Source organism: Geomonas oryzae (assembly GCF_004117875.1).
Lineage (GTDB): Bacteria > Desulfobacterota > Desulfuromonadia > Geobacterales > Geobacteraceae > Geomonas > Geomonas oryzae.
This window is the reverse complement of the sequence record NZ_RAHW01000003.1, coordinates 287,896-313,418: the sequence shown is the minus strand read 5'-3', so window position 1 is coordinate 313,418 and position 25,523 is coordinate 287,896. Positions and strand designations below refer to the sequence as shown.

Genomic DNA, 25,523 nt, shown 5'->3' with positions numbered 1-25,523 from the left:
TCCGCAACACACTCTTAACCGCAGCAAGGAAAAGGAAGCCGCCTGGCTTCCTTTTCCTGTCTTTACTTTTTTTTACTGTAATTCTGCTGCCGCCTCGTGTAATGCTATCGGCATTTCCCTTCATGTTTTTCGCTTCCCATCCGATCAGTATCCAGGTGATTACATGCACGGTCTCAAACGCCTAGCTCTTGTTGCTTTGACAGTAGCCCTAACCGCTTTGACTGCGCATGCCTTCGCCAAGCGCCCTTCCGAACTCTGGTCCTACCTCCATTTCGACGGGAAGGGGTTCGTCGCCGGTAAGCCGGGAGAGCCTTTCGTCCCCTTCGTGGCGGTGCGCCCCGGGTTCCGTCCCGTCGTGGAGACCAACGAGGAGAGGATCCGTGAGGTCGCGCTTACGGAAGGTACCGGGGCGATCGCGGGGATCTGCTTCGTGCAGTCGTACGGCGGAAAGCTGCGCCCCGCCGCCGGCTATCATGCGGTGCCGCTGCTTTCCGTCCCCATCGCTGCCGGGGACAAGCAGGTGACGACGGTTGACACCGACGGCAACGGCTTCTTCGTGGCGGTGCTCCCGGGCGGCACCTACCGGGTCGGCAACCAGGGAGTCGAGGTGAAGGTTGAGGTGGGCGCAACAAAACTGGTCCCGCTTCGCGTGGGCAAAAGGATGGTGGATTAGTGGCAAACAGACTCTTCGCATCTGCGCTCTGCGCAGCACTGCTCTTTCCGGCCTTAGCTTCGGCGGCGGCCCTCGACGACTATTACCTTGCCAGGTTCGGCCACGAGGCGGGAGTCGCCAAGGCGCTGAGTTCGGTCCAGTCCCAGACGACGCACGCCGAAAGGTGCCGTACCGGGTTCTTCAGGCAGCTGAAAAAGGACTGGAGCCGCCTCGAGGCCCCCACCCAGAAGGTGCTGGCCAAATACCTCGCGCGCCCCTCGCTCAGCAAGGAGAAGACCTGCACCCCGGTCGGCGGTCACTTCACCATCCACTACACGACGAGCGGCGGCGACGCCGTCGACACCACCGACAACAACGGCAACGGCGTGCCCGACTGGGTCGAGACCGTTGCCGGTGTTTTCGAGTACGTCTACAGCGTCGAAGTGGAGAAGATGGGGTACCATGCCCCCCCCGACGCGAGTTACGATGTCTACCTGCAGGACCTGGCCACTGACGGGGTCTACGGCTACACCCAGAACGACTCGACGCCGGTGGCCGGCAGCTCGGTCTCCTATTCGAGCTGGATCCAGATAGACCGCTCCTTCGCTTCTCCCATATTCAGTCCCTACACCCCGATCACGAGTCTCAGGATCACCGCGGCCCACGAGTTCCACCACGCGATCCAGTTCGGGTACAACGCCTATTTCGATACCGCGTTCGCCGAAATGACCTCCACGTGGATGGAGGACGAGGTGTACGATTCCGGCAACCAGCTCTACGACTACCTTTGGGCCTATATGTCGAGCGTGGGAACCGTGGCGGTCAACGCCGGAGTCGGCAACGGCACCGAGTACGGGCGCTGGATCTTCAACCGTTACCTCACCGAACTGCAGCAAAGCCGCACCGTGATCAGGGCGGTCTGGACCGATCTCGCGGCGCAGCCCAAGCCGAGCAACACGAGTTCGCCCGATCTCGGCGTGGAGATACCCTTCATCCCGTCGCTTGATACCGCCCTTCAGGGGAACATCGGCAACAACTTCTTCGGCTTCGCGAAGCGGATGCTCATGCACGACTGGGCAAGCCACCTGATCGATGTGCAGCTTATCCCGACGGTCCCGCCGGCCCAGACCAACACGGTCGACGGCACCATACCCGCGCCCGCCATATCCTTGCCGACCCCGTACACCTTCCAGGTCTACAAGTACCTGCCGGCAAACCCCGGCGGCACCCTGAAGATCACCTTCGCGAGCCTGCCCGCCTCGCTGGTGGTGGCCGCGGAAAAGGTCGGCACCTCGGGCGTCACCGAGTATCCCTACAACGCCTCGTCCCAGAGCATAACGGTTCCCCTTTTCGAGGCGGGTGACGTCGTTTATCTGATCGCCTGCAACAACGGCAACGGCGACCTGAGCGATCCGGTGGTGGTCTCCCCGGCTTTCCCGGCCGACAACGTCACTGTCAACGACGGTACCGGGCTCGGCAACGACGGTCTGGTGCTTGATGCCAACCGTCTCGCCATCCCGGCGCAAAGCGGCGGTGGCGGTGGCGGCGGAGGGGGAGGGTGCTTCATCGCGACGGCGGCCTACGGCAGTTACCTCCATCCCAAGGTCGCCGAGTTGCGGGCTTTCCGCGACAACTGGCTCATGACCAACGCGCCGGGCAGGCTCTTCGTCTCGGCTTACTACCGTTTGAGTCCGCCGATCGCCGATGTGATCGCCGGCCATGAATGGATGAAGAGCGGCGTGCGCGTGATGCTGCTCCCGCTGATCTTCGCCGTCGAGCATCCGGTGGCGGCGCTGGTGCTCCTGCTGTTCCTGGCGGGCGCCATGGTGCGGAGAGGCGTGCTGCTTCTGAAGGTGAGGGCGCGGGAACTCGCCGCCCAGGAATAGGAATAAAAAAAGGCCCCGCCGGAATCCCGGCGGGGCCTTCTACGTTCGATGCTTTAAGCCTTAGCCCAGCTTCTTAACGTTTGCAGCCTGCAGACCTTTCGGCCCGTTGGTCACGTCGAAGGAGACCGCCTCCCCCTCAGCCAGGGATTTGAAGCCTTCCCCGGTGATGGCAGAGAAGTGCACGAATACGTCCTCGCCGTTCTCCTGCTCGATGAAACCGAACCCTTTCGCGTCGTTGAACCATTTAACCTTGCCCTGTGCCATTTTCCTGCCTCCTTTTTCTAACCTCCGGGTCTCTGCCGGATCTACGTTTGATGCTGCAATTTCCGGAAGGTTCTTTGGCTGGAAATGGCACAAAGTGTTGATAACCCTTTGGCTTTTCGGCGCGGCAAACTTCCAGAACTAGCTGCTGGGATAAAAATTAACATCGTGTAATAACCTTGTCAAGCAAATATTTCAAAACAATTGTTTCTTATTTGCCCGACTAAAAGGTGTTCAAGCGCCTAATGAAGGCGATCAGCAGACCGTAGTGCTGGTGGTGGAATCGGAAGGCGATCCTCGGCAGCTCGAGCAGGTCCGGCTCGTCGGCCTCCTCCGGGCGAGCGCTAATGAGCTCGATGCGGCTTTCGTCTAACCTCAATTCGGGGAATTCGTTCTCCAACATCTCGATCTGTTCGGGGGTGAGGACCTTGGTCAGACGGATAATGAGCTCGCCGTTCACGAAACGAATAGAATGATAGTTGGTATAGAACTCGTCGATGACCTGGACCGCTTCTTCATAGCTCTTCGTGATGGTGAAGATGGAGAAGTCCTCGGCGGAGATGAACCCCTTGACCAGCAGCCTTTCCTTGATGAACCGGAAGAAGTGCTCCCAGTACCCCTCCTCGTCGTCGACCAGAACCAGCGGTTTGGGGGAGGTCTTGCCGGTCTGTACCAGGGTGAAGACCTCCATCGCCTCGTCCAGCGTGCCGAACCCGCCCGGGAACACCGCGATCGCGTCGGACTCCTTCACGAAGGCGACCTTGCGGTTGAAGAAGTATTTGTAGGTGATGAGCCTGGGGTTTTTCAGCATGATCGGATTGGCGCTCTGCTCGAAGGGGAGCTTGATGTTCGCCGCGAAGGAGCACTCGCTTCCCGCTCCCTCGTTGCCGGCCTGCATGATGCCGCCACCGCCGCCGGTGATGATCATGTACCCCTTGTCCGCCAGCAGACGGCTGAAGCTGATGCACTTTTTGTACATCTCCTCTTCGGGGAGCGTTCTGGCCGAGCCGAAGATGGTCACCTTCTTCTTCTGCCGGTAGGGTGCGAAGACCGTCGTCGTGTAACGCATCTCCTTCATGGTGTTGCTCAATAGCTTTAGGTCCGCGAGGTAGCTGGTGTCCTGTCCCGCTTTGAGCGCGGCGATGATCATCTCGCGCGTCTGCTCGGGGTGGTGTACCCCGCCCGCCTTTTCCATCAGATCATCAATCATCTTGTCGATTTCGCTGTTTGTCCTGTTGAAACGAAGTTGCATACGGGGCTCCCTATTGAATTGAGGGGGGTATTATAGCATGGCTGTACGAGCAGGCAAATGTTTAATAACATTGAACAATTATTAGTTTGATTTGTTGCTCTTATTTTATTATCTTGGCGACTGGGAAAAACACTTCAAACTCAAAAGGAAGCGCTATTTATGGGTATGACAACGGCTCAAAAGATATTCGCGGCCCATCTGGTTGATGAGCCTTTTGCAGGAACCAAAGTGCTCGGCATCGACGTGGTGATGTGCCACGAAATCACCACCCCGATCGCCATCGCCGACCTCATGGCGCGCGGCAAGGACCGGGTCTTCGACAAGACGAAGATCAAGGCGGTCATCGATCACGTCACCCCGAGCAAGGACTCCAAGACCGCCACCCAGGCGAAGATGCTCAGGGACTGGGCGCGTCGCCATGAGATCAAGGACTTCTTCGATATCGGAGCCAACGGCGTCTGCCACGCCATCTTCCCGGAAAAAGGGTTCATCCGCCCCGGCAACACCGTCATCATGGGTGACTCCCACACCTGCACCCACGGAGCTTTCGGCGCCTTCGCGGCCGGGGTCGGCACCACCGACCTCGAAGTCGGCATCCTGAAAGGGGTCTGTGCCTTCCGCGAGCCGAAGACCATCAGGATCAACCTGAACGGCACCCTCCCCAAGGGGGTCTACGCTAAGGACGCCATCCTGCGCGTCATCAGCGAGCTGACCGTTAACGGCGCCACCGACCGCGTCATCGAGTTCGGCGGCCCGATCGTCGACGCCATGACCATGGAATCCAGGATGACCCTGTGCAACATGGCCATCGAGGCGGGCGGTACCTCCGGCATCTGCGCACCGGACCGCGTCACCGTGGACTACCTCTGGCCTTTCATCTCCGACTCCTTCGCCTCCAAGGAAGCGGCCGTCGCCGAGTACGCCAAGTGGGCTTCCGACGCCGATGCCGAGTACGACAAGGTCATCGATCTCGACCTTTCCAATCTCACCCCGCTCTGCACCTTCGGCTACAAGCCGGACCAGGTGAAGAGCATCGAAGAGATGGCCGGGACCCCGGTGGACCAGGTTTACGTCGGTTCCTGCACCAACGGCCGCATCGAGGACCTAAGGGTTGCCGCCCAGATCCTCAAGGGGAAGAAGATCGCCCCGACGGTGCGCGGCATCCTTTCCCCGGCTACCCCGCAGATCTACAAGGAAGCGGTCGCCGAGGGGCTGATCCAGATCTTCATGGACGCCGGCTTCTGCGTCACCAACCCGACCTGCGGCGCCTGCCTCGGCATGAGCAACGGCGTTCTCGCCGAGGGCGAGGTCTGCGCTTCCACCACGAACCGCAACTTCATGGGGAGGATGGGGAAGGGGGGCATGGTGCACCTGCTTTCGCCGGCTACCGCCGCCGCCTCCGCCATCGAAGGGAAGCTTGCCGACCCGCGCAAGTATCTGTAATCAATTGACGATTGGCAATTGACAATTGACAACGAATCGCGGGGTGTGCCCGCTTACAGGAGACTGACATGAAAAAATTTGGTGGCCCGGCCCTCTTCCTGGACCGCAGCGACATAAATACCGATGAAATCATCCCGGCCAAGTACCTCACCGAGATCACCAAGGAGGACCTGAAGCCTTACCTCCTCGAGGACCTGAAACTTCCCGGCTTCGACCCGAAGAGCGAGAAGACCTACGGCGCCGGCGCCGTGGTAACCCGCGCCAACTTCGGTTGCGGCTCCTCCCGCGAACATGCACCGTGGGTTTTCGAGGTGAACGGCATCCATGTGGTCATCGCCGAGTCCTTCGCCAGGATCTTCCGCCAGAACATGTTCAACTGCGGTATGGCCGCCATCGAGCTTGCGCCGGCGCAGATCGACCGCCTCTTCACCTTCGCCGATGCCGCAGACGCCACCATTGAGGTGGACGTTGCCAACACGACCCTCACTATCAAAGGGGGGGGGCGTGAGGAGTCGATGCAGTTCGAGATCTCTCCCTTTGACAAGGCACTCGTTCTCGCCGGCGGATGGGTCGACTACGCTGACAGCAAGTACTGATCAAGCATAATATACATTCAGAGAGACTTACCGAGGCAGGAGACAGACAGTTTCCTGCCTCGCTCTTTTTGTCGCATCACTGGACATTTGCAACGAAGATGGCATAACTTTGACGGTGAGCCGAGGGATGTGAAGCGCTTGTGTCACATGTAGTAATTGTCTTTCGGCGCCATTACTGTGACGCACTGGATAGTACATTTTGATTGACTCCATGTAATAGCAGCAGTTACTATCCGACCCTATATCTTCAATCAAGGTGATCAAAAGAGGTTCATGGCACGCTCCGTCACGTCCATAACTGCACTGCTGGCCTTGCTGTTGTTCACAGCGGCAGGGCACGCCGAGCAGGAAGCTAAGCCGGAAGCTAAGCAGGAAGCTAAGCAGGAAGCTAAGCAGGAAGCTAAGCAGGAGGCTAAGCAGGAGGCTAAGCAGGAGGCTAAGCAGGAGGAAGGGACCATCTTCACCCTGTGGCCCCTGGTGGACTACCGCGAAAGCCCGCGCGAGCGTTACAGCAACCTCTCGATTCTCGGGCCCATTTTCAAGTACCAGAAAAGCGGGGACGACCGCGATCTGGCCCTGAGGCCGCTTTTCTACCGGACCAGCAATACCAGGGATAAGGCGAGCTCCACGTACTACCTCTATCCCGTGGCGTCGAGTGAGAATACACCCGAGGCCGGGAACGCAGAGGTGCTGCAACTTTTCAGGACCTCCACCTTCCGTAAAGAGGAGGCGGAACCGCAGCGCGAATCGTCGACCATGTTGTTTCCGTTCTACGTCTCCGGGGAGTCGGAGAAGTACGGACCGTACCGCGCCCTGTTCCCGATTTACGGCGATATCTACGAGCGCTTCTGGCGTGACGAGTATCACTTCGTCCTTTTCCCGCTTTACGGCAGCACCGTCAAGAAGGGGACCACGACGAGGCACTACCTCTGGCCCTTCTTCGCAACCACTTCGGGCGAGAACGAGTCGGGCTTCGACGTCTTCCCGCTTTACGGGCAGTCGCAAAAGACCGGGGTGTACGAGAAGCGCTTCGTGCTCTGGCCTTTTTACACGTCCGAGAAGACCGGGCTCAACACCGACAACCCGACCGAGAAGAAGTTCATCTTCCCTCTGTATGCCTCGACCGACTCTCCCAAGAGGACCTCGCGCAGCTACCTGTGGCCCTTCTTCGGCTACACCGAGGACCGCGCCAAGAAGGTGGAGGAAGTGGATTACTTCTGGCCTTTCGTCACCAAGGTGCGCGGCGAGAAGAAAAACGGTGACACCTTCCTCCCGTTCTACTCGCACGAGACTCGTCCGGAAGGTGAGAAGACCTGGTACATGTGGCCGCTTTACAAGCATGAGGAGATCAAATCCGACATCTTCGGCCAGGAGCAGGACCGTGTCCTCTTCTTCCTGTACCGCGACAACCGCGAGTACTGGCCCAAGGACGGAAGCGAGCGGCGCCGGAACACGCTGTGGCCGCTTTATCTTTACCGCAAGAACGTCGACGGCGTCTCTTCGTTCTCGTTCCCCGCTCTGCTCGAGCCTATCCTCGATAAAGAAGGGATCGAAAAGGAATGGGCACCGCTTTGGCGCCTTTATCAAAGAAGGTGGGACGAGGCGGGTAACTCCACCTCCAGCCTTTTGTGGAACCTGTTCTGGCACGAGCGGCGCGGCGACGACCTCGCCTACGAGCTCTTCCCGCTGATCTCCTACCGCAGGACGGCAAAGGAGCGCGAGCTGAAACTTCTGAAGGGACTGATCAGCCTGAAGCGCGACGGCGGACAGGAGGGGGTGAATCTCTTCTGGCTTCCCTTCGGACCCAAATGGGGTGATAAGTGACGCAAGTTTTTGAACGCTTAGGCAAGAGGGTCCTCTACTTTCACCAGGTGCTGGGGGAGATGGCCATCCTCCAGGGGAAGATCGTCTACTTCGTGCGGGAGGCGCCCCGCAACATCCCGAGCATCCTGACCCAGATGGCGGTGATCGGCTGGGACACCCTGCCGGTTGCGTCGGTGATGGCCTTCTTCGTGGGGATGGTGCTCGCGCTGCAGACCGGCGTCGAATTGCAGAAGTACGGTGGGCAGAACATCATCGGGGCCATCGTCGGTCACTCCATGGTGCGCGAACTGGGCCCGGTCATGACGAGCTTCCTGGTCGCCGGGCGCTGCGGTTCCGCCATGGCCGCGGAACTCGGCGTCATGACGGTGTACGAGGAGATCGATGCGCTGAAGACGCTCGACATCGACCCGGTGCGCTACCTCGCCATGCCGCGCTTCATCGCCTGCATCATCTGCGTCCCGGCGCTGGTTTTGTACGCCGACCTGATCGGCATCGTCGGCGGCGCGCTCATCAGCAACCTGCATCCGCAGATCTTCGTCTCCTACGCCACCTACTACGACAGCCTGACCGCTGCGCTGAAGATGAAGGAGATCGGCATCGGCCTCACCAAATCCATGGTCTTCGGGGCGATCATCGCCCTGGTCTGCTGCTACGTAGGCTTCGCCACTTCCGGCGGCGCCAGGGGGATCGGTCAGTCCACCACGCGGTCCGTAGTTCTGTCTTTCATGCTGATCCTGGTCGCCGACTATGTCCTGACCAGGCTCCTTATGTAACTGTTTTTCCTTTGTTCCGGAGGTAGAGATATATGGCTCTGTCAGTCGAGAAAAAGGTCGGCATGTTCTTCGTGTTCGGTCTCATCATTCTGGGCGTGCTCCTGGAGGTGGGTGAGAAGTGGAACCCGTTCCAGAAGAACGTCAAGTACAAGACCTACCTCACCAGCATCACGGGCCTCAAGGTGGGGGACCCGGTCCGCCTGTCGGGTGTCGACGTCGGCCGCATCAAGGACATCGTGGTGTTAAACGACAAGATCGAGATCGATTTCGAGGTCAAACCCGGTACCCGCATCAAGACCGACACCGTCGCCGGTTTGAGGCTTACCAACCTCCTGGGCGGCCAGTTCCTCGGTCTTTCATTCGGTTCCCCCAACGCGCCGCTGCTTCCCGAGGGGGGGACGGTGAAGGGTAAGGATGTCGCCAACATCGATATCATCGTCGACGACCTCTCCGACGTCATCAAGGACACCAAGGTCCTCGTCAAGAACCTGAACAAGAACCAGGACGAGGTGATGCAAAAGATCAACGGCATCCTGGACGACAACCGCGGCAACCTGAAGGAGGCGATCGCCAACATCAGCAGCATCACCGGCAAGATGGATCGCGGCGAGGGTTCGCTCGCCATGCTGTTGAACGACCGCAAGCTCTTCGACGACGCGAGCAGCGCCGTGTCCAGCCTGAAGGTGGTCGCCGGCAAGATCGAGCGCGGCGAGGGGACCCTGGGCAAGCTCGTCAACGACGAAACCGTGTACACCGATGCCTCCGCCCTCATCAAGGACTTGAGAAGCGGCACCCAGGACCTTAACGCGAGCATGAAGGACGTCCGGGAGATCACCGCGAAGATCAACAAGGGCGAGGGGACCATGGGCAAGCTGGTGAACGACGACTCCCTCTACAACGACCTGCGTGACGCCTCGAAAAACGTGAAGGAGATCGCCCAGAAGATCAACTCCGGCCAGGGGACCATCGGCAAGCTGGTCAACGAGGACCAGCTCTACCGCGACACCACGGCAACGCTCAAGAAGGCGGAACGTGCCATGGAAGGGCTCGGCGACACCGGCCCCATCTCCGTCTTGGGCACCATCGTCGGGACGCTTTTCTAAAGGTGTAAGGCTTCAGCTCCATCTACGGCCCCCTCCCTCACCATTCGGGTTCCGACCCGCAGGCGGGGGAGGGGGCGATGCTTTTTCGCTGTCCGCATCGCATCCTCAAGATCGCTACCACATCGGAGACCCGCCGGTATGACCCACATCCTCGACATCGCGGTGGGGACCTTCACCATGCGTCCCTACGTCTTCGCTTTCTTCGCCGTCTACCTCGTTGCCGCCGTTTTGCACCTCGGCTGGAAGAAGACGGCGTGGTTCACCGTCTGCGGCTACCTGGTCGCCTTCGCCTCCGAGTATTCCTCGATCAACACGGGCTTTCCCTACGGCTGGTATTACTACGTGGACGTGACGCGCGACCGCGAACTCTGGATCGCGGGCGTCCCCTTTTTCGACTCGCTCTCCTACGTTTTCCTCACCTACTGCAGCTACGCCACGGCGCTTCTTGTCCTCGGGCCGGTGAAGCGCGTAAAGGGCGACCTCGTGCTTCTCGAGACGGCACGCCTGCGCCGCTCCTTCCCGGTGCTCCTTTTAGGGTCGCTCTTCCAGGTCTTTTTGGACATCATCACCGACCCGGTGGCGCTGCAGGGGAGCCGCTGGTTTCTGGGGAGGATCTACGGGTATCGCGAGGTTGGGACCCATTTCGGCATCCCGATGTCCAATTACTGGGGGTGGTTGCTCGTGAGTGCCGCCCTCATCTTCGTCCTGCAGAGGATCGACCGTGTGGGGAGTGCGAAGCTGCGTCCGGCAGGCGTTGCCGCCGCTCCGTTTCGCTCGCTTTACGGGCCGTTTCTCTACCTTTGCGTGATCGTCTTCAACCTGGGGGTCACCTTCTATATCGGTGAAAACCTGATGGGGCTGACCGGGATCTTCATCTTCACCCTGCCTGTCGTGATGACCCTGGTGCTCCTGGTCCGGAAGGTCGATCGCTACCACAAGGACGAGCTTGCCGACCACCTCGCGGATTATCCCTGGTCGCCGGCCGCCTCGGGCACCTCCAGCCGGACCGTCTTCCCGTGAACTTAATTTAATAGAACCTTTGATAGCGTCGCCACCTCGTGGTATCCCTTTAGGCGCCGGCGCTCGGACCTCGATGTCCGAAAACGGACCAACTTTCTTATCAATCGGAGGCACGACAATGAAAAAAACGATCTCTTTGCTCGCACTTGCCGCCCTAGTGGGCGTAACGGGCGCCGCCTTTGCCGCTGAACAGGGGAGCCTTCCCAGGAACTACGAGAACTGGGAGAAAAGCAAGGCGAGGGTGATCACCGACAAGAAGTCCATGTTCTACGGCATCCATTACATCTACGTGAACAAAAAGGCGATGCCTGCCTACAAGTCGGGAGCAGCCAACTACCCCGACGGCAGCCGTTTCGTCGCCGTCAACTACTCCATAAAGGAGGAAGGCGGCAAGCAGGTGGCGGGGAAGAAGACCATGATCGTCATGATGCAGCGTGACAAGAAGGCCAAGGAGACCGGCGGCTGGCGTTTCGTAGGTTTCACCCCCGACGGCAAGCCTTCCGGGCTCGACGGCAAGCGCGACTGCTTCGGCTGCCACGAGAAGGACGCAAAGGATCGGGCATTCGTCCTCTCGCGCTACGCCGAGTTCAAGTAGGACGTCTGAAGGTTTTAACGCAGCACCGGCGCCTGCCGCTTCATCGGCTGGCGCCTTTTTTTTACCCACCTGTTTTCCCCAGATCCTGCGTGTTATAATTGCTGCCAGTGAAAACCAGACATTCCGCAAGCTTAAGGAGCCTTTATGTTCACCTTGTCCACCGCCCCGAAGCTTCAACTCACCACGCTTCCCAACGGCATACGCGTGGTTACACAGCAGATACAGGGTATGCAAAGCGCCGCCGTCGGCATCCGGATCGACTCCAGCACCAGAAATGAAGCACCGGAGACCGGAGGCGCATCGCACTTCATAGAGCACCTGCTCTTCAAAGGGACCCCTAGCCGCGACGCTGACCGCATCACCGACGAGTTCAACAGCATCGGTGCCCGCGCCAACGCCTACACGAGCCAGGAGGAGGTCTTCTACTACGCGGTTTCCCTCGCCTCAATCATCCCGGCGACCTTCGACATCCTGGCCGACATGTTCGTCAACTCCTGGCTCCCCGATAACGAGGTGGAAAAGGAACGCGGCGTCGTGCTGCAGGAAATCCTGATGAACCAGGACAACCCGGGCCGCTTCATCTACAACCAGTTCCACCAGGGCTTCTGGCAGGGACACCCGCTCGGGACGCCGATCCTTGGGACCGCGGAGACCATCGGGAACATTTCGCGCGAGCGCCTGATGGAGCACAAACTCGGGAACTACCTGAGCAACGCGACCATCGTTTCCGTCGCAGGAAACGTCGAGCACGATGAGGTCGTGGAGCAGGCGGCGCGCCTTCTGGCGGAGCTCCCCACCGGCACCCCGAAAGTTAAGAAGCCTTCGGAAGGGTACCGTGTGGCCGTCGGTGAGAACGTGCACTACCAGCGCACCATGGAGCAGACCCATTTCTACATGGGGTACCCGCTTCCTCCGGCGGGTAACGAGCATCGTCACAAGCTTTCCGTCCTGAACCAGATCCTGGGCTCCGGCATGAACTCGCGCCTTTTCCGCGAGGTGCGCGAACGCAGGGGGCTTGCCTACACCGTTTATTCCATGATGTCGTCGTACACCGACTCGGCGGGGCTCATGATCTACGCGGGGACCGGTCCGGAGCGGGCCCAGGAGGCGGTGGACGTCTGCCATGGCGAGGTGATGCGTTTTTGCGAGGAAAAGGTGAGCGAGGAAATGCTGGCGGCCGCCAAGGAGCAGATCCGCTGCGCGCGGCTCATGGCGCTTGACGACTGCGAGACCCAGGTGCGCAAGATCTCCAACACGACCTCGCTTCTGGGGGCGCCGGAACCTATCGAACTCTCTTTGGAGGCCATATCGGCGGTGACTGCGGAAGAGGTGCAGGAGGTGGCAGGGCTTCTTTTCCAAGGGGTGGTGCCGCGGGTGGAATCGGTGGGGCCGGGAGAGGGACCGGGCTTGCCGCGTTGAGAAGGAAGGTGCAGATAGTGGGACAGACGGCAGGGGCGATATTTTCGCCCCTGTCTTTTTTTGCCCTCAGCTCATATCGTCGGTATCGCCGCTTAGGTGAGGGAAGTGTTCGTGATGCATCTCGTGTTTGAGACCGGGGATCGTACCGCACGAGGCGCAGAGATATTTCTCGCTGTCATTTGAGTAGACGTTGCGTTGACAGGACGGACTCCAGACCCTGACATCGCACGCGTGATCGTCGATCTCGACACCTGTCTTAGTCGTTTTTTCTGCCATGTTGGTGTCCTCCTTTTCCGTTTTTCAAAGCCGGATGATCATCTGGCTTAGCTTAAATATACCCCTTGCGAAGGAACCAAGCTCCGATTTTGTGAAGCTCTCGAAGATGAACTCGTTGTCGACCGGTTGCTCCGGATCGACCACGCGGGCGATCGGTTCCAGCGCCTCGGGGAGCTCGCTGTTTTCGAAGGTCGGATCCGGCTGGTACCGGCAAAGTCTCGCCTGGTCGTCGTCGGCAAGGGATTCGAGATGCGCGCTCAGGTGTTCCATGTCTTCGAATTTCTTCTCCTTACCGCAGCCGAAGAGGCCGGCATGCTCGGCCAGCAGCGATGAGCGCAGGGCGCGGATGGCGCTGCTCAGTTCTTCGTCGCGTGGAGCGAGCGAGGCCTCCCATGCGACGTTCAACTCGGTATCGAGCCCCATGCTGCGATTGGTGGCATTCGCGGAGCCGATGGTGAGGAAGCGGTCGTCGATCAGGAGGAGCTTGCTGTGGATGAAGGTCATCTGCCTGACGTCGTGATCCGCCTGGGCGGAAGAGTAGACGCTGAGCGTGTGGCCTGTCTTTTCCGCCACTCGCTGCAGGGACCGGATCATGCGTATCTGGGGAAGGCCTAGGAATAGCTCCTCGGTGAGCGGGAGGCGGTCCGGGAGCATCAGGATGATCTGCAGACGTGGGCGCTTCGGCATGCTCATGCGTGCGACGAGCGACCAGAAGATGGCCTGCGAACTGAAATACTGGTTTTCCAGGTAGATGAGGCTTTGCGCCGACATGATGGCGTCCATGAAGAGACGGCGGATCTCCTGGATCTCCGGGGGCGTGGTGAGCGGGGTGGGGGCCACCGTCCGGCTTATGGCCACCTTGGTCGTCGGCATTTTGAAGGCCCCGGATGGTACGGTCGGGACGAGAGTTACCGCCTCGGGCAGCTTCAACTCACCGCCACCGGCGTCGCGCCAGCGCTGCCGGAACAGGTCGAGGAGCACCTGCACTACCGGTCCGGTATGGTAGGTCTGGATGTCGTGGTAGGAACCGTAGCGGTGGCCGTCGACATCGACGCGCTCCGGGTTTTCCTTCATGTGGTACCGGTCGTCCCAGCGCGAGGAGCAGATGTCCATCCCCCCAAGGTAGGCGAGGGCCCCGTCGGCGATGACGAACTTCTGGTGGTGCGTGGCCCCGGGCGCATGGCTGCTGTCGAAACGGAAGTGGATCCTCTTGTTGGTGGTCCAGTTGAAGATGATGCCCTGAAACCATTCCCGTTCTAGCGAGAAGACGGCACTGAAGTCCCAGGCGAGGATGTAGACCTGCAGGTCGGGGTTTTCTTCGCACAGACGATCTAGAAAGCGCAGGAACCTTCCTCCACCGAGCGCGTCATGTTCATCCGCTCCGCGAAGCAGGCGCACCTCCGAGTCGAACTGCCACCCCGCCATGAGCAGAAAGCTGCGGGCGGCAAGGGCCGTATGGTAGAAGGCGCGGTAATAGTCCTCGGCGTCGACTAGGACCCCCGTCTCGTCCGCGTCGTAGATACCCATGCAGTTCAGGCCGGGCTTCAAGATGTTCATGGCAGCTCCAGTGTGACCACGAGCGGCAGATGGTCGGAGGCGACCCTGCTGAGAGGGGTTTTCGGAACCGAGACGTTGCGTACCTTCAGGTCGCGCGAGACGAACATGTGGTCGATGCGCATGAAGGGGAGTTGGGACGGCCAGGTTCCTCTGGGGAAGCGCCCTTTGACGCCGCGCTGGACGTCGTGCATGTGTTGGGTCAGCAGGCGGTAAACGTGGGAGCCGGCCATGGCGTTGAAATCGCCGCAGAGGATGGCGGGGTGACGGCACTCGGGGTGGTCGAGCCATTCGTGGCCGGTGATGCTGCGGGCCTGCCGGACCCGTTCGCCCCGGTTCAGCCCGAAATGGGTGGCCAGGACCTGCACGCTGTCGCCCCCCAACTCGACTTGTGCCCAGATCGCGCCGCGGCGTTCGAAGGAGGGGTGCAGCGGGTCGGTGGGGACGGGGGCCGCCTTGACCAGTCGGACGCTGCCGCGGCTGAGGATGGCGTTGCCGTACCCCCCTTCCTGCAGGTGGATCGATGAGTGGAAGTGAAAGGACATCTCCAGGGTCATGGCGATGAGGTGGGCCTGGTCGATCATCCGGGTGCGCTGCAGCCCCGCGTCGAGTTCCTGCAGGGCGACGATGTCCGCGTTGCACTGGTCGATCACCTCGGCGATGCGCAATGGCGACAGTTTTCCGTCGGTGCCGATGCAACTGTGGACGTTGTAGGTCATTACCGAGATCGTTTTCGACATGGGGGCTCCTGGCTGGGTTCTGTGACCCCATGGTTAAAAACTTTTAAAGGCTACCCGGCGGGCAGGGGGATGTCAACGGAGCGGGGATGCGTCGGACCGGTCTGACTGGTCTGACTGGTCTGACTGGTCTGACTGGTCTGACTGGTCTGACGCGTCGGACAGAGCAGCGATAAGGCGCTAACGCTTGGGCTGGGCTTGTGGTTGGTGGCTGGTGGCTGGTGGCTGGTGGCTGGGGGCGCCCGTCAGGGCGCCCCATTCCTTTGTTCAGCGCGCTTGCAGAAACTCGATCAGGAGCCGTACCCCGACTCCGGTCGCTCCCTTGGGGGCGTAGGGGCGGGGCTTGTCGTTCCAGGCGGTGCCGGCTATGTCCAGATGGGCCCAGCGGGTATCCCCGACGAACTGCTTCAGGAACCACCCCGCCGTTATGCTCCCGCCGTCCCGGCTCCCGGAGTTCTTCAGGTCGGCGATGTCGCTCTTCATCACTTCGCCGTACTCCTCCCAAAGGGGAAGCTGCCATACCCTTTCCCCGCTTTCCTCACCGGCACGCCTGAGGGCGTCGACGAGGCGCTGGTCGTTACCCATGAGTCCGCTCGCTTCATGTCCCAGGGCGACCACGCAGGCACCGGTGAGCGTGGCGAGGTCCACCATGGCGGCAGGCTTGAACTGTTGAGCGAAGTGGAGCGCGTCGCAGAGGATCAGGCGTCCCTCGGCGTCCGTGTTGGTGATCTCGATGGTGGTGCCGGAGAGGGAGGTGAGGACGTCGCCCGGCTTGAAGGCGTTGCCGTCTGGCATGTTCTCGGCGGTCGGGATGATGCCGACCAGGTTCACGGGGAGCCTTAGCCGCGCGGCCGCTTCCATTGTTCCGAGCACCGCGGCGCTGCCGGCCATGTCGGTCTTCATCGCCTCCATCCCGGCGCCGGGCTTGATGGAAATCCCGCCGGAGTCGAAGGTGATCCCTTTGCCGACCAGCACCGTGGGACGCCCCTTGCCGCCGTGGTATTGCAGCACGATCAGGCGCGGCGCGATCGCGGCACCCTTGCCGACCCCGATGAGGGCGTTCATCCCCATCTGCTCGAGTTCGTCCAGCTCATAGATCCTGCATTCGAGCCCGTTGCGCTCGGCCAACTCGCGGGCGGTGTCGGCCAGGTAGACGGGGGTCACCACGTTCCCCGGGTGGGAAACCAGGTCCCGCGCGAGCGCGACCGCCTCGCAGAGGATCTCGGCCCGGCCGGCTCCCTGCCGCTGCTCATCCAACTCGGCTTCCGACGCCACCAGCACGGTCGCTGTGTCGAAACTGAAGCGCTGCTCTTTCTCCTTGGTCTTGTACAGATCGAAGCTGTAGCTTCCCAAGAGCATGCCGACGGCCGCCGCCTCGACACCGTCGGGAAGCTCCCCGGCGCGATGCAGCGCACTGGCGAAAGAGGCGACACGCGTCGCCCGCAGCGCCTGAACCGCGGTCCCGGCGGCCTGGCGCAGGCGCTCCCCGCCAAGCTCCTTCTTTTTGCCCAAACCTACGAGCAAAACCCGTTCGGCGGGGAACTTGCCCAGCGTGTGGACGAGGCGTGACGTTCCCCTCTTGCCGGAAAACTCGCGGCTCTCCGCAAGGCGCTGTAACAGCCCCCCGAGCGCGGCATCAAGCTCGATGAACAACTGATCCTGCTCGTCCTCAAAACATCCGACCACAAGCGCCGGGGTCTCGTATTGCAACGGGTTGGCGACGGATACCTCAATTCTCATGTGATGACCTCATTTCTTGGAAAGTGGGCGCGATAATTTTAATGGGCACCTCGTGCTGAATTATAGCGTCTGAACTCCGGGCGTACACCAAAAACTTCCGCGAGTGCCCAGGCCGTCCCGACGACAGCCCCCCACAACTTCACGAGCGCTCCTCGCGGCCTTAGCGTGTCCCGCCGATCTCCTCTCCCCGCGCATTTTCTTGCAACTTGAGACGAAAAAGGTTAGACTCCGCCAACTTATGTTTAATGCGCATATGTAGAGGTGAACATGAAGCGGCAGAAGCTTGCCGGTGCGGCCGATCCCGCCCCTGAAACCCTTTACCACCGATTCCGCATCCCGGTGCACCTGTTGCTGATGATGCTCCTGGGCGTCGCCGCCTACGGCAATACCCTGCATTCCCCGTTCGTCCTCGACGACATCCCCTCCATCATCGATAACGAGACCATCAGGGACCTCTCCCGTTTCCTTGGGGGCGAGGGGAGGGCGTTCAATCCCCGCCGCGTCGTCGGGTACTTCACCTTTGCCCTCAATTACCGGTGGGGCGCCCTTGATCCCTTCGGCTACCACCTCTTCAACATCCTCATCCACGTCCTTACCGCGTGGGTGCTCTACTTCCTGCTGCGGGTGACCCTGCGGACCCCCTTCTTCGGAACCGGAAAAACGCACCGGAGCCTCGAACTTCTGCCGATCTTTGCCGCGCTTCTTTTCGTGGTCCACCCGGTGCAGACGCAGGCGGTGACTTACATCGTGCAGCGGCTCGCCTCGCTGGTCACCCTTTTCTACCTCCTGACCCTGTTCTGCTACGCCCGGGGAAGGGTGCTCCTTGCGCCTTGCGGCGCGGGAGAGAACGGGCAAAGAAAGCCGCTGGTTCCGTTCATGTACTTCGCGGCCGCGCTACTGTTCGCCCTCCTCGCGGTACAGACCAAGGAGGTGGCGGCGACGCTGCCGCTGGCGCTGCTGCTCTACGACTTCTGTTTCTTCGAGCCGAGCCGGAAACGCAACCTCCTTCTCGTCGCCGGGGCGGCGCTTTTCGTTCTCGCCGCGGCTATCGTTGTTGTCAACGCAGGAAAGCCTCTCGGTGAACTCCTCTCGGACGTGAACGAATTGAGTCGAGAGACGGTCAACATCTCGCGCGCCGATTACCTGATCACCCAGTTCAGCGTCATCGCTACCTACCTGCGTCTGCTGGTCCTTCCGGTCAACCAGAACCTCGATTACGACTACCCGGTGTACCACTCGCTGTTCGCGCCCCAGGTGTTCTTTTCATTCCTACTGTTGCTAGGTCTCTTCGCGGTCGCCGTGGCGCAGCTGCGCTCCTCCTCGGTTTCCGGCTTCGGAAAAGGAGATCCGTCGGACGAAGACCGGCAGGTTAAGGGGGAACTCGGGCGGATGATCGCCTTCGGGATCCTCTGGTTTTTCCTGACCCTTGCCGTTGAATCGAGCGTGATCCCCATCTCCGATGTCATTTTCGAGCACCGCGTCTACCTTCCAGCTGCCGGCGCCTTCACCGCCCTGGTCGCCGCCATCCTGCTCGGGTGCCGCAACCTCCCGACGCGCGCCGTCGTATGGGGAGCTGCGCTCCTTGTAGCGGTGTTTGCCGTGGTCACCTGGCAGCGAAACACGGTGTGGGAGAGCCAGCTGAGCCTCTGGGGGGACGTGATCGCCAAGTCGCCGGAGAAGTCCAGGGCGAACAACCACTACGGCGTCGCCCTTTCCAAGGAGGGGCGCGTTCCCGAGGCGATGGAGTACCTCAAAAAGGCGCTGCAGATAAACCCGCGCAACCCGGTCGCACTGTACAACCTGGGGAGGCTTCTCGACGAGACCGGCAACATCGACGCCGCGGTCAGCTGCTACGAGGCGGCCGTAGCCCTGCAGCCTGAGCTGGACGCCGCCTACAACAACCTGGCCGTCGACTGTCTGCTGAAAGGGGACGACAGCCGCGCCATCGATTACTACCAGGTCGTTTTGAAACGCAAACCGAACTTCGCCGAGGCGCGCAACAACCTGGGGTTTGCGCTGCTTCGAAACGGAAAGGTGGACGAGGCGGTGGCCGAGTTCAAGACCGCCATCTCGGTGCACCCGGGCTACGCGAAGGCGTACAGCAACCTGGGCGAGGCGTACCTGGCAAAGGGAGACCTTGATGCGGCGATCGCGCAGTTCCAGGAAGCGGTGCGGCTTAAGCCGGAGGACGCCGTGGCGCAGGAAAACCTCGCACGTGCGTTGCAGAAAAGAGGGGGAGGGCGCTAGGAGAGGGGGACGTTTCCGTACCCCCTCCCCGGGATCGCGCTACTTGCAGGGGTGCAGCATCTCGGCGAGTTCGAAGGCGAGCTCGACGCTTTGCTCCGCGTTCAGGCGCGGATCGCAGTTGGTCTGGTAGTTCTGGTGCAGGTGCTTGTCGAGGAGCTGCCGGCTGCCGCCGGTGCACTCGGTGACGTGGTCGCCGGTGAGCTCCAGGTGCACGCCCCCCGCCACGGTCCCCTCGGACTTGTGGATCTCCCAGAAGGTCTTGATCTCCCTCAGGATGTCCTCGAACTTCCTCGACTTCTGGCCGAACTCGTTCTGGTAGGTGTTGCCGTGCATCGGGTCGCAGCTCCAGACCACCTGGTACCCCTCGCGCTGCATCTCGCGCAAAAGCTTCGGGAGGTAACCGGAAACCTTGTCCGCCCCGAAACGGGTGATCAGGGTGAGGCGCCCCGCCTCGTTCTCCGGGTTCAGCCGCTCCACGATCGCCTTGATGTTGTCGATGTCGTAGTTCGGGCCGATCTTCATGCCGAGCGGGTTTTTCACGCCGCGCAGGAACTCGACGTGCGCCCCTTCGAGCTGCCGGGTGCGGTCGCCGATCCAGAGCATGTGCCCGCTGCAGTCGTACCAGCCGCCGGTGGTGGAATCCATTCGCGTGAGCGCCTCCTCGTAATCGAGCAGGAGCGCCTCGTGCGAGGTGTACAGGGTGACCTGGTTCAACTGCGGGGTGTGCTGCGGGTCGAGCCCGATCGCGGTCATGAAGTTGATGGTCTTCCAGATCTGCCGCACCAGGTCCTCGTACTTCTGACCCGCGGGAAGGGCGTCGAGCGAGGCGCGGTGCCACGCCTGCACGCGGTCCAGGGCGGCGTAGCCCCCAAGGGTGAAGGAACGGACCAGGTTGAGGGTCGCCGCGGCGCGGTAATAACCTTCCAGCATGCGACGGGGATCGGGTGTTCTCGCCTCGAGCGTTGCGTCCGGACTGTTCACCATGTCGCCGCGGTAGCTTGGGAGCTCCACCCCGTTCACGAGTTCCGTATCGGAGGAGCGGGGCTTCGCGTACTGTCCCGCCATCCTCCCGATCTTGAGGACACGCTTCTCCCCCGCGTAGGCGACGACGACGGCCATCTGCAGGATGACCTTCAGAAGTTCCCTTATGTCCGGCCCGGTGCAGCGCGAGAAGTCCTCGGCGCAGTCGCCGCACTGCAGCACGAACGCCTTGCCATCGACCGCTTCGGCGAGCCCTGCCCGGAGGGTCTGGCACTCCCCGGCGAAAACCAGCGGCGGGAGCTGGGACAGCGTCTTCAGCGTGTCGTCCAGCGCCGCTTCTCCCGGCCATACCGGCTGCTGCTTGGCGGGAAAGGAACGCCAGCTCGACTTGGACCATTTGTTGATCGTCATGGTGGAAACCTCGCTAAAGCATCGGAAAGTGGTTGGCCGGCGCGGCAGGGCGTACAGGCCGAGGGCAATGGTATCAGGATTGAAGCGATTGAAAAACAAAAAAGTTAATAAAATCAAGTAAAGCCACGTTAAACACTCTTCCAAACCCGTGTCTTCATGATATGATGCTCGACCATGCCCAATGAACCTGACATGCATAAGGCGCCCGAAAAAGCGCCGGCAACGGAAACGGACCGTTCCGACGCCCCGGCCGACGACGCCGCGGCGACCGCCGGCGGGGTGGAGGAAACCGGCTTCCCGCCGCGTCGTGCGCTTTTCGCGCAGTTGGGCCGCGACCTCCTGGACGGAGTGCGCGGCGCGCTCTTTCTGCGCAGCGGGTTTGAGGCACTCACCTCCCTGCCCGCCAACCTGGCCATGCTGGTATTGGCCGACCTCGCCTTCAACCTGCTGATCTCCTTCCTGCTGGTCGGGCGCGGCGGCAGCTTCTACTGGAACTCGCTGCCTTACTTCCTCTTTTACCTGCCGCTCTTTCTTTTTTTCGGGGTCGCGGCACAGCGGCTTCTCGCGCCCAGGTCCGGGGTCGTCCCACTAGCGGCGGCGCTCGTCGCCTTCAGCATCCCGGTTGAACTCTGTCACGGCGTACTCGAGTGGCTCGCGCAGTGGCGGCGCTTCGAATCCCTTTCCGATTACCTCTCCGCGCCGCATTACTACCGCTTCTTCGGGTGGTGGGTCGCGGCGGCGCTCGTTTTTCTCTGGCGCCTTCAAGCGCGCCGATTTTCGCGCCGCCTCGGGATCGCTTTGTTGTTTCTCGCCCTGGTGGCGACCCCTTTGTGGTTTTTCCAGCGCGGCGACCTCTGGGCGAGCGGCGAGGGCGGCAACGAGAGCGGCGCGCTCACCATCGACGACGAGGTGCTGAGCGCCCAGCCGCGGCTCCTCGAGGGGGAGCTCTCACGCCTACGGCACGGCCGCCCCGGCGTCCCGGACCTTTACTTCGTTGGGTTTGCCGGCGACGCCTCGCAGGACGTTTTCCTCAAAGAGCTTACCGTGGCCCGGCAGACCTTCGACGGCCGCTTCGGCACGGCCGGGCGTTCGGTGCTCCTGGTGAACAACCCGCAGAGCGCTACCGCGCTTCCCTTCGCCACAGTCGGCAACCTCGAGCGTGCCCTTAAACGGGTGGGCGAGGTGATGAACCGCGACGAGGACGTCCTCTTCCTCTACCTTAGTTCGCACGGCTCGCGGGACCACGAGCTGGCCGTCAGCAATCCCCCCCTCGAGCTGAAGCAGGTCACCCCGGAACTTCTCAAGCGGCTGCTCGTGAAATCCGGCATCCGTTACAAGGTGGTCGTCGTTTCCGCCTGCTTCTCCGGGGGCTTCGTCGAACCGCTCAACGACGCGGAAAGCCTCGTCATCACCGCGTCGGACGCGACGCACGAGTCGTTTGGTTGCGGCTTCGGGGAGAACTTCACCTGGTTCGGACAGGCCTTCGTGGGCGAGGCGCTGAAGGAAACCTTCAGCTTCACCAAGGCCTTCGAGAAAAGCAGGGAGACCATCGGTAAGTGGGAAGAGGATAGGGGGGAGACCCCGTCGAACCCGCAGGTATGGATCGGCGACAGGGTCCTGCCGGTTCTGGAAAGGCTGCAAAAGGAACTCGAGCACGGAGGGCGCGGCTCGAGGTAGAGAAAGGCCTGCGGTCCGGCCGCGCCGGAGGCGCTAGCGCGCGCCGCCGACGGTGATGGCCGGGATGAGGAGGGTGGGCTGGGCGTCGGCGACCGGTACCCCCTGGCCGTCCTTGCCGCAGGTGCCGATGCCGAAACCGAGGTCGTTGCCCACCATGCTGATCTGCCCCAGTACCTCCGGGCCGTTACCCGCAAGGGTCGCCCCGCGCACCGGTTCCCCGATCACCCCGTTTTCCACCAGGTAACCCTCGGACACCTCGAAGACGAAATCGCCGTTCACCGTGTTCACCTGACCGCCCCCCATCCGTTTGACGAAGAGCCCTTTGGATACGCTTTTCACGATGTCGGCAGGATCGCTCTTGCCCGGCGCGATGAGGGTGTTGGTCATGCGCACGATGGGGCGGCTGCGGTACGACTCGCGCCGCCCGTTGCCGGTGGAGGCGCATCCCTCCTTCATCGCCGAGAGCCGGTCGTATAGATAACCCTTGAGCACCCCGTTTTCCACCAGGACGGTGCGCTGTCCCGGCGTCCCTTCGCCGTCGAAGCCGAAGGTGCCGCGCGCGTAGGGGATGGTGGCATCGTCGACCACCGTGATGAGCTCGGAAGCCACCTTTTGCCCGACGCGACCGCGGTAGACCGAGGTGCCGGCCTGCACCAGGTCCGCCTCGAGGCCGTGCCCGATCGCCTCGTGCACCATGGTCCCGCCTGCCTCGCTCGAAAGCACCACCGGGAGCCGTCCGGCCGGGGACTTCTGCGCGCCGAGCATCATCACGCTGCGTCCTGCCGCCGTGAGCGCGAGCTCCTCGGGGGAGACGGCGTCGAAGAGCTCGAAGCCGCGGCTGCCACCCACCGGCTCGTATCCGGTCTGGGTCTCTTTACCGTCCTGGGCCACCACCTGCACCATGAAGACCGAGGCGCAGGTGTCGTCCTCGTGGAATTCGCCGAGGGAGTTCACCGACTGGGTCCTCACTCGGGAGTCGCGGTACACCGCCAGCACCTGGCGGACGCGCGTATCGAAGCCGCGCGCGGCGGCGTCGGCCCGGTTCACCAACTCGACCTTGCGTGCGAGTTCGATCTGGTCCGGCGGCAGCGAAACGGCCTGTCCCGGCGCGCGGCGCGGGGCGCAGAGGTTGAAATCGGGGGCGGGGAGCCCGGAGCGGACGCCGTGGCTCACCGTATCGGCCAGTTGCAGAAGCGAGCGGTAGTCGAGTTGGTTCGTGTAGGCGTAGGCGGTGGAGAAGCCGGAGATGACCCTGATGCCGACGCCGCGGTCCGACGCGGCCAGCACGCGCTCCACCTTGCCGTCCTCGCAGGCTATATTCGTGTAGGTGCCGTCCTCGTAGTAGATGTCGGCGAACTCGCCCCCGGCGGCGAGGGCACGTTTTAAAAGCGCCGCGCAGTCTATCCCTTCGAGCATGGCTCTCCCTCCTCGGTCACCTCGGTCACCGTGATCTCCCCGGCCAAGGCCCGCATCATCTCGTCCACCGTTTCGGCGAAACATACCGGGTAGTTGACCCTGACGATGCCGCGCTTGCCGTCGACGGTGCTCATGGTGGTGAGCCCTTCGTGCGCCTCCAGGATGTACTTCATGTAGACGATGTCGCGGTTGGCCAACTGGTAGTAACGGCTTGCGGTTTCCATCTTTCCCCCCTCGGACGCCTTCGCGTCCGGCCTTCGTTCATACCATCCGGACGCACAAAAGACAATTTTTCTTTCCCCGGTTGCCTCACGCCGATCCTCTGTTATTTTTTCATGGTTATGAAATTAATTGAAATTAATAAATACTACAGCGTGCGTAACCCTTTGATACGACTCCTTTCGTGGCTTCGGTACGTTCCCGTTATTCTGCTCTTCATGGGAAACGTGGCCTTTGCGGCGTACCAGCCCGACCTCATGGTCCGGCTCGCCGGCGAGTCCGATGCCTCCTACCTGGGGGGAGGCGTCTACGAGGGGAGCGCGAGCGTTCAGTCGCGGTCGCAGGCCGCCTATTCCGGAATCCCTGCGCGTTTTGCCGTGCTGCTCGTGAACGCGGGCGACCAGCCGGACCGCTTCCTCGTTACCGGGCCCGGCAGCGGCAGTGCCTTCACGGTCAGCTACACCGATCCCGGCGGGGTGGACCGCGCCGCTGCCATTTCCGGCGCGGGATACCTTACCCCGGAGCTTGCCCCGGGGGGCTCCATCCTGCTCGTGGTCCAGGTGACCCCCGTCGTCTTCACCCTCGGAGCCAGTTACCGCGTTCCCCTCACCGCGGTCTCTTCTGGCGCCCCCCTTGCCGTTGACCAGGTTAAGACCGAGACCGTCGCCTGCGGCCGGACCGCCGCGGTAACCGTTTCCGCCCCCCCGGACGGCGTGGGTGGTCCCGGCACCGTGGTGCACTACCCGTACACCGTCACCAATGTCGGCAACACCGTGAACAGCTTCGCTCTTGCCCTGAGCGGCGGCAGCGGGTGGAAAGGGGAGCTCTTCGCCGACGACGGGGCGGGGGGGGGCGTCGCCGGGGACGGGGTGCGCCAGCCCGGTGAAACGCGCAGTTGTACGACTACCGGGCCCCTGGCGCCCGGCGCGTCCTTCCGTTTCTTCCTGGCGGTCACCGTCCCCGAGTCCGGCAGCGACGGGGCGCGCTGCGACCACCTCCTTTCCGCAACGGGCGAGGGGGCAAGCGGCAGCGACCAGGTGGGGACCAGGGCGGCCGCCCCGGTAGTAGGGCTTGCCGAAGCGGTGCGCAACATCACCAGGGGGGGCGTCTTCGAGGCGAGCGCCGAGGCGATTCCCGGCGACGAGATCCAGTACCGGATGGGGGTCACCAACAGCGGTTCCGCCCCCGCAACGAAAGTAAACCTGGAAAGCCCGATCCCGGCGGGGCTTTCCGTCGCCGCCGACACCCTCTTCGTCTCTATCTCACCTGCCGGGGAGGGAACCCCCTGCGCCGCCGCAGAGAGCGGCACGGCCCGGATACAGGAAGGGGGCATCGTGGCCCAGCTCGGCCAGGGGGCGGGGGATGCGGCGGGAGGAAGCATCGCCCCCGGCAGGACGGTGTACATATTCTTCAAGGCGCGGGTCCAATAGATGAATTAAAT

At 61.9% G+C, this 25,523-nt stretch carries 22 protein-coding genes; 13 read left to right on the top strand and 9 right to left on the bottom strand.

Annotated elements, in window-relative coordinates; all coding sequences use genetic code 11:
- The first annotated feature begins 163 nt into the window (after positions 1-163).
- Complete coding sequence (locus D6Z24_RS09605) at positions 164-673, top strand: hypothetical protein (protein WP_129126361.1); 510 nt, start codon at positions 164-166, stop codon at positions 671-673.
- Positions 673-2,538 (top strand): MXAN_6640 family putative metalloprotease, encoded by a 1,866-nt coding sequence (locus tag D6Z24_RS09600; RefSeq protein ID WP_129126360.1) that lies wholly within the window; start codon positions 673-675, stop codon positions 2,536-2,538. Before D6Z24_RS09605 ends, D6Z24_RS09600 begins: the two co-directional genes overlap by 1 nt.
- Before the next feature lie 60 nt (positions 2,539-2,598).
- On the opposite strand, the gene D6Z24_RS09595 is transcribed toward D6Z24_RS09600, so the two are convergent.
- Together D6Z24_RS09595 and D6Z24_RS09590 are read right to left on the bottom strand one after the other, a co-directional pair.
- On the bottom strand, positions 2,599-2,802 hold the full coding sequence (locus tag D6Z24_RS09595) for a cold-shock protein (RefSeq protein WP_129126359.1): 204 nt from the start codon (positions 2,800-2,802) through the stop codon (positions 2,599-2,601).
- Positions 2,803-3,022: 220 nt separating this feature from the next.
- Positions 3,023-4,051: an LOG family protein gene (locus tag D6Z24_RS09590; RefSeq protein WP_129126358.1), complete on the bottom strand. Its 1,029-nt coding sequence runs from the start codon at positions 4,049-4,051 to the stop codon at positions 3,023-3,025.
- A gap of 159 nt (positions 4,052-4,210) precedes the next feature.
- On the opposite strand from D6Z24_RS09590, the gene D6Z24_RS09585 reads away from it, so the two are divergent.
- From D6Z24_RS09585 to D6Z24_RS09550, 8 genes are all read left to right on the top strand, one after another.
- Positions 4,211-5,494 carry a 3-isopropylmalate dehydratase large subunit gene (locus tag D6Z24_RS09585; RefSeq protein WP_129126357.1) on the top strand — a complete coding sequence of 428 codons (1,284 nt, stop codon included), beginning with the start codon at positions 4,211-4,213 and terminating at the stop codon, positions 5,492-5,494.
- 68 nt (positions 5,495-5,562) lie between these two features.
- Entirely contained in the window at positions 5,563-6,090 is a 528-nt protein-coding gene (locus D6Z24_RS09580) for a 3-isopropylmalate dehydratase small subunit (protein ID WP_129126356.1), read from the top strand.
- Positions 6,091-6,363: 273 nt separating this feature from the next.
- Entirely contained in the window at positions 6,364-7,914 is a 1,551-nt protein-coding gene (locus D6Z24_RS09575; protein ID WP_246014622.1) for a hypothetical protein, read from the top strand.
- Positions 7,911-8,687 (top strand): MlaE family ABC transporter permease, encoded by a 777-nt coding sequence (locus tag D6Z24_RS09570; protein ID WP_198419533.1) that lies wholly within the window; start codon positions 7,911-7,913, stop codon positions 8,685-8,687. Before D6Z24_RS09575 ends, D6Z24_RS09570 begins: the two co-directional genes overlap by 4 nt.
- Before the next feature lie 32 nt (positions 8,688-8,719).
- A complete protein-coding gene (locus tag D6Z24_RS09565; RefSeq protein ID WP_129126355.1) occupies positions 8,720-9,790 on the top strand; it encodes an MlaD family protein in 1,071 nt (356 codons plus the stop codon).
- 138 nt (positions 9,791-9,928) lie between these two features.
- Positions 9,929-10,810: a carotenoid biosynthesis protein gene (locus D6Z24_RS09560; protein ID WP_129126354.1), complete on the top strand. Its 882-nt coding sequence runs from the start codon at positions 9,929-9,931 to the stop codon at positions 10,808-10,810.
- 118 nt (positions 10,811-10,928) lie between these two features.
- Positions 10,929-11,405 (top strand): cytochrome P460 family protein, encoded by a 477-nt coding sequence (locus D6Z24_RS09555; protein ID WP_129126353.1) that lies wholly within the window; start codon positions 10,929-10,931, stop codon positions 11,403-11,405.
- Between the two features lie 144 nt (positions 11,406-11,549).
- On the top strand, positions 11,550-12,824 hold the full coding sequence (locus tag D6Z24_RS09550) for a M16 family metallopeptidase (protein WP_129126352.1): 1,275 nt from the start codon (positions 11,550-11,552) through the stop codon (positions 12,822-12,824).
- Between the two features lie 66 nt (positions 12,825-12,890).
- Here the strand turns inward: D6Z24_RS09550 and D6Z24_RS09545 are convergent, their stop codons facing one another.
- From D6Z24_RS09545 to D6Z24_RS09525, 4 genes are all read right to left on the bottom strand, one after another.
- A complete protein-coding gene (locus D6Z24_RS09545) occupies positions 12,891-13,100 on the bottom strand; it encodes a hypothetical protein (RefSeq protein WP_129126351.1) in 210 nt (69 codons plus the stop codon).
- Between the two features lie 24 nt (positions 13,101-13,124).
- On the bottom strand, positions 13,125-14,657 hold the full coding sequence (locus tag D6Z24_RS09540) for a phospholipase D-like domain-containing protein (RefSeq protein ID WP_129126350.1): 1,533 nt from the start codon (positions 14,655-14,657) through the stop codon (positions 13,125-13,127).
- Entirely contained in the window at positions 14,654-15,394 is a 741-nt protein-coding gene (locus D6Z24_RS09535; RefSeq protein ID WP_129126349.1) for an endonuclease/exonuclease/phosphatase family protein, read from the bottom strand. Before D6Z24_RS09535 ends, D6Z24_RS09540 begins: the two co-directional genes overlap by 4 nt.
- 264 nt (positions 15,395-15,658) lie before the next feature.
- Positions 15,659-17,131 (bottom strand): leucyl aminopeptidase, encoded by a 1,473-nt coding sequence (locus D6Z24_RS09525; RefSeq protein ID WP_129126348.1) that lies wholly within the window; start codon positions 17,129-17,131, stop codon positions 15,659-15,661.
- A 267-nt stretch (positions 17,132-17,398) separates the two neighbouring features.
- Between D6Z24_RS09525 and D6Z24_RS09520 the strand changes: the two genes are divergently transcribed.
- The gene (locus D6Z24_RS09520) at positions 17,399-19,378 is read left to right on the top strand and encodes a tetratricopeptide repeat protein (RefSeq protein ID WP_129126347.1); all 1,980 of its coding nucleotides are present in this window, start codon (positions 17,399-17,401) and stop codon (positions 19,376-19,378) included.
- A gap of 39 nt (positions 19,379-19,417) precedes the next feature.
- On the opposite strand, the gene D6Z24_RS09515 is transcribed toward D6Z24_RS09520, so the two are convergent.
- Positions 19,418-20,770: a class II 3-deoxy-7-phosphoheptulonate synthase gene (locus tag D6Z24_RS09515; protein WP_129126346.1), complete on the bottom strand. Its 1,353-nt coding sequence runs from the start codon at positions 20,768-20,770 to the stop codon at positions 19,418-19,420.
- Positions 20,771-20,962: 192 nt separating this feature from the next.
- Here D6Z24_RS09515 and D6Z24_RS09510 point away from each other — a divergent pair, with 192 nt between their 5' ends.
- Positions 20,963-22,447 (top strand): C13 family peptidase, encoded by a 1,485-nt coding sequence (locus D6Z24_RS09510; protein WP_246014621.1) that lies wholly within the window; start codon positions 20,963-20,965, stop codon positions 22,445-22,447.
- A 33-nt stretch (positions 22,448-22,480) separates the two neighbouring features.
- Here D6Z24_RS09510 and D6Z24_RS09505 read toward each other — a convergent pair whose 3' ends face one another.
- Together D6Z24_RS09505 and D6Z24_RS09500 are read right to left on the bottom strand one after the other, a co-directional pair.
- Positions 22,481-23,863, bottom strand: coding sequence for a TldD/PmbA family protein (locus D6Z24_RS09505; protein ID WP_129126344.1), 1,383 nt, complete (start codon positions 23,861-23,863; stop codon positions 22,481-22,483).
- Positions 23,848-24,087, bottom strand: coding sequence for a DUF4911 domain-containing protein (locus D6Z24_RS09500; RefSeq protein WP_129126343.1), 240 nt, complete (start codon positions 24,085-24,087; stop codon positions 23,848-23,850). Before D6Z24_RS09500 ends, D6Z24_RS09505 begins: the two co-directional genes overlap by 16 nt.
- A gap of 213 nt (positions 24,088-24,300) precedes the next feature.
- Between D6Z24_RS09500 and D6Z24_RS09495 the strand changes: the two genes are divergently transcribed.
- Positions 24,301-25,512, top strand: coding sequence for a COG1470 family protein (locus D6Z24_RS09495; protein WP_246014620.1), 1,212 nt, complete (start codon positions 24,301-24,303; stop codon positions 25,510-25,512).
- Positions 25,513-25,523 lie beyond the last annotated feature (11 nt).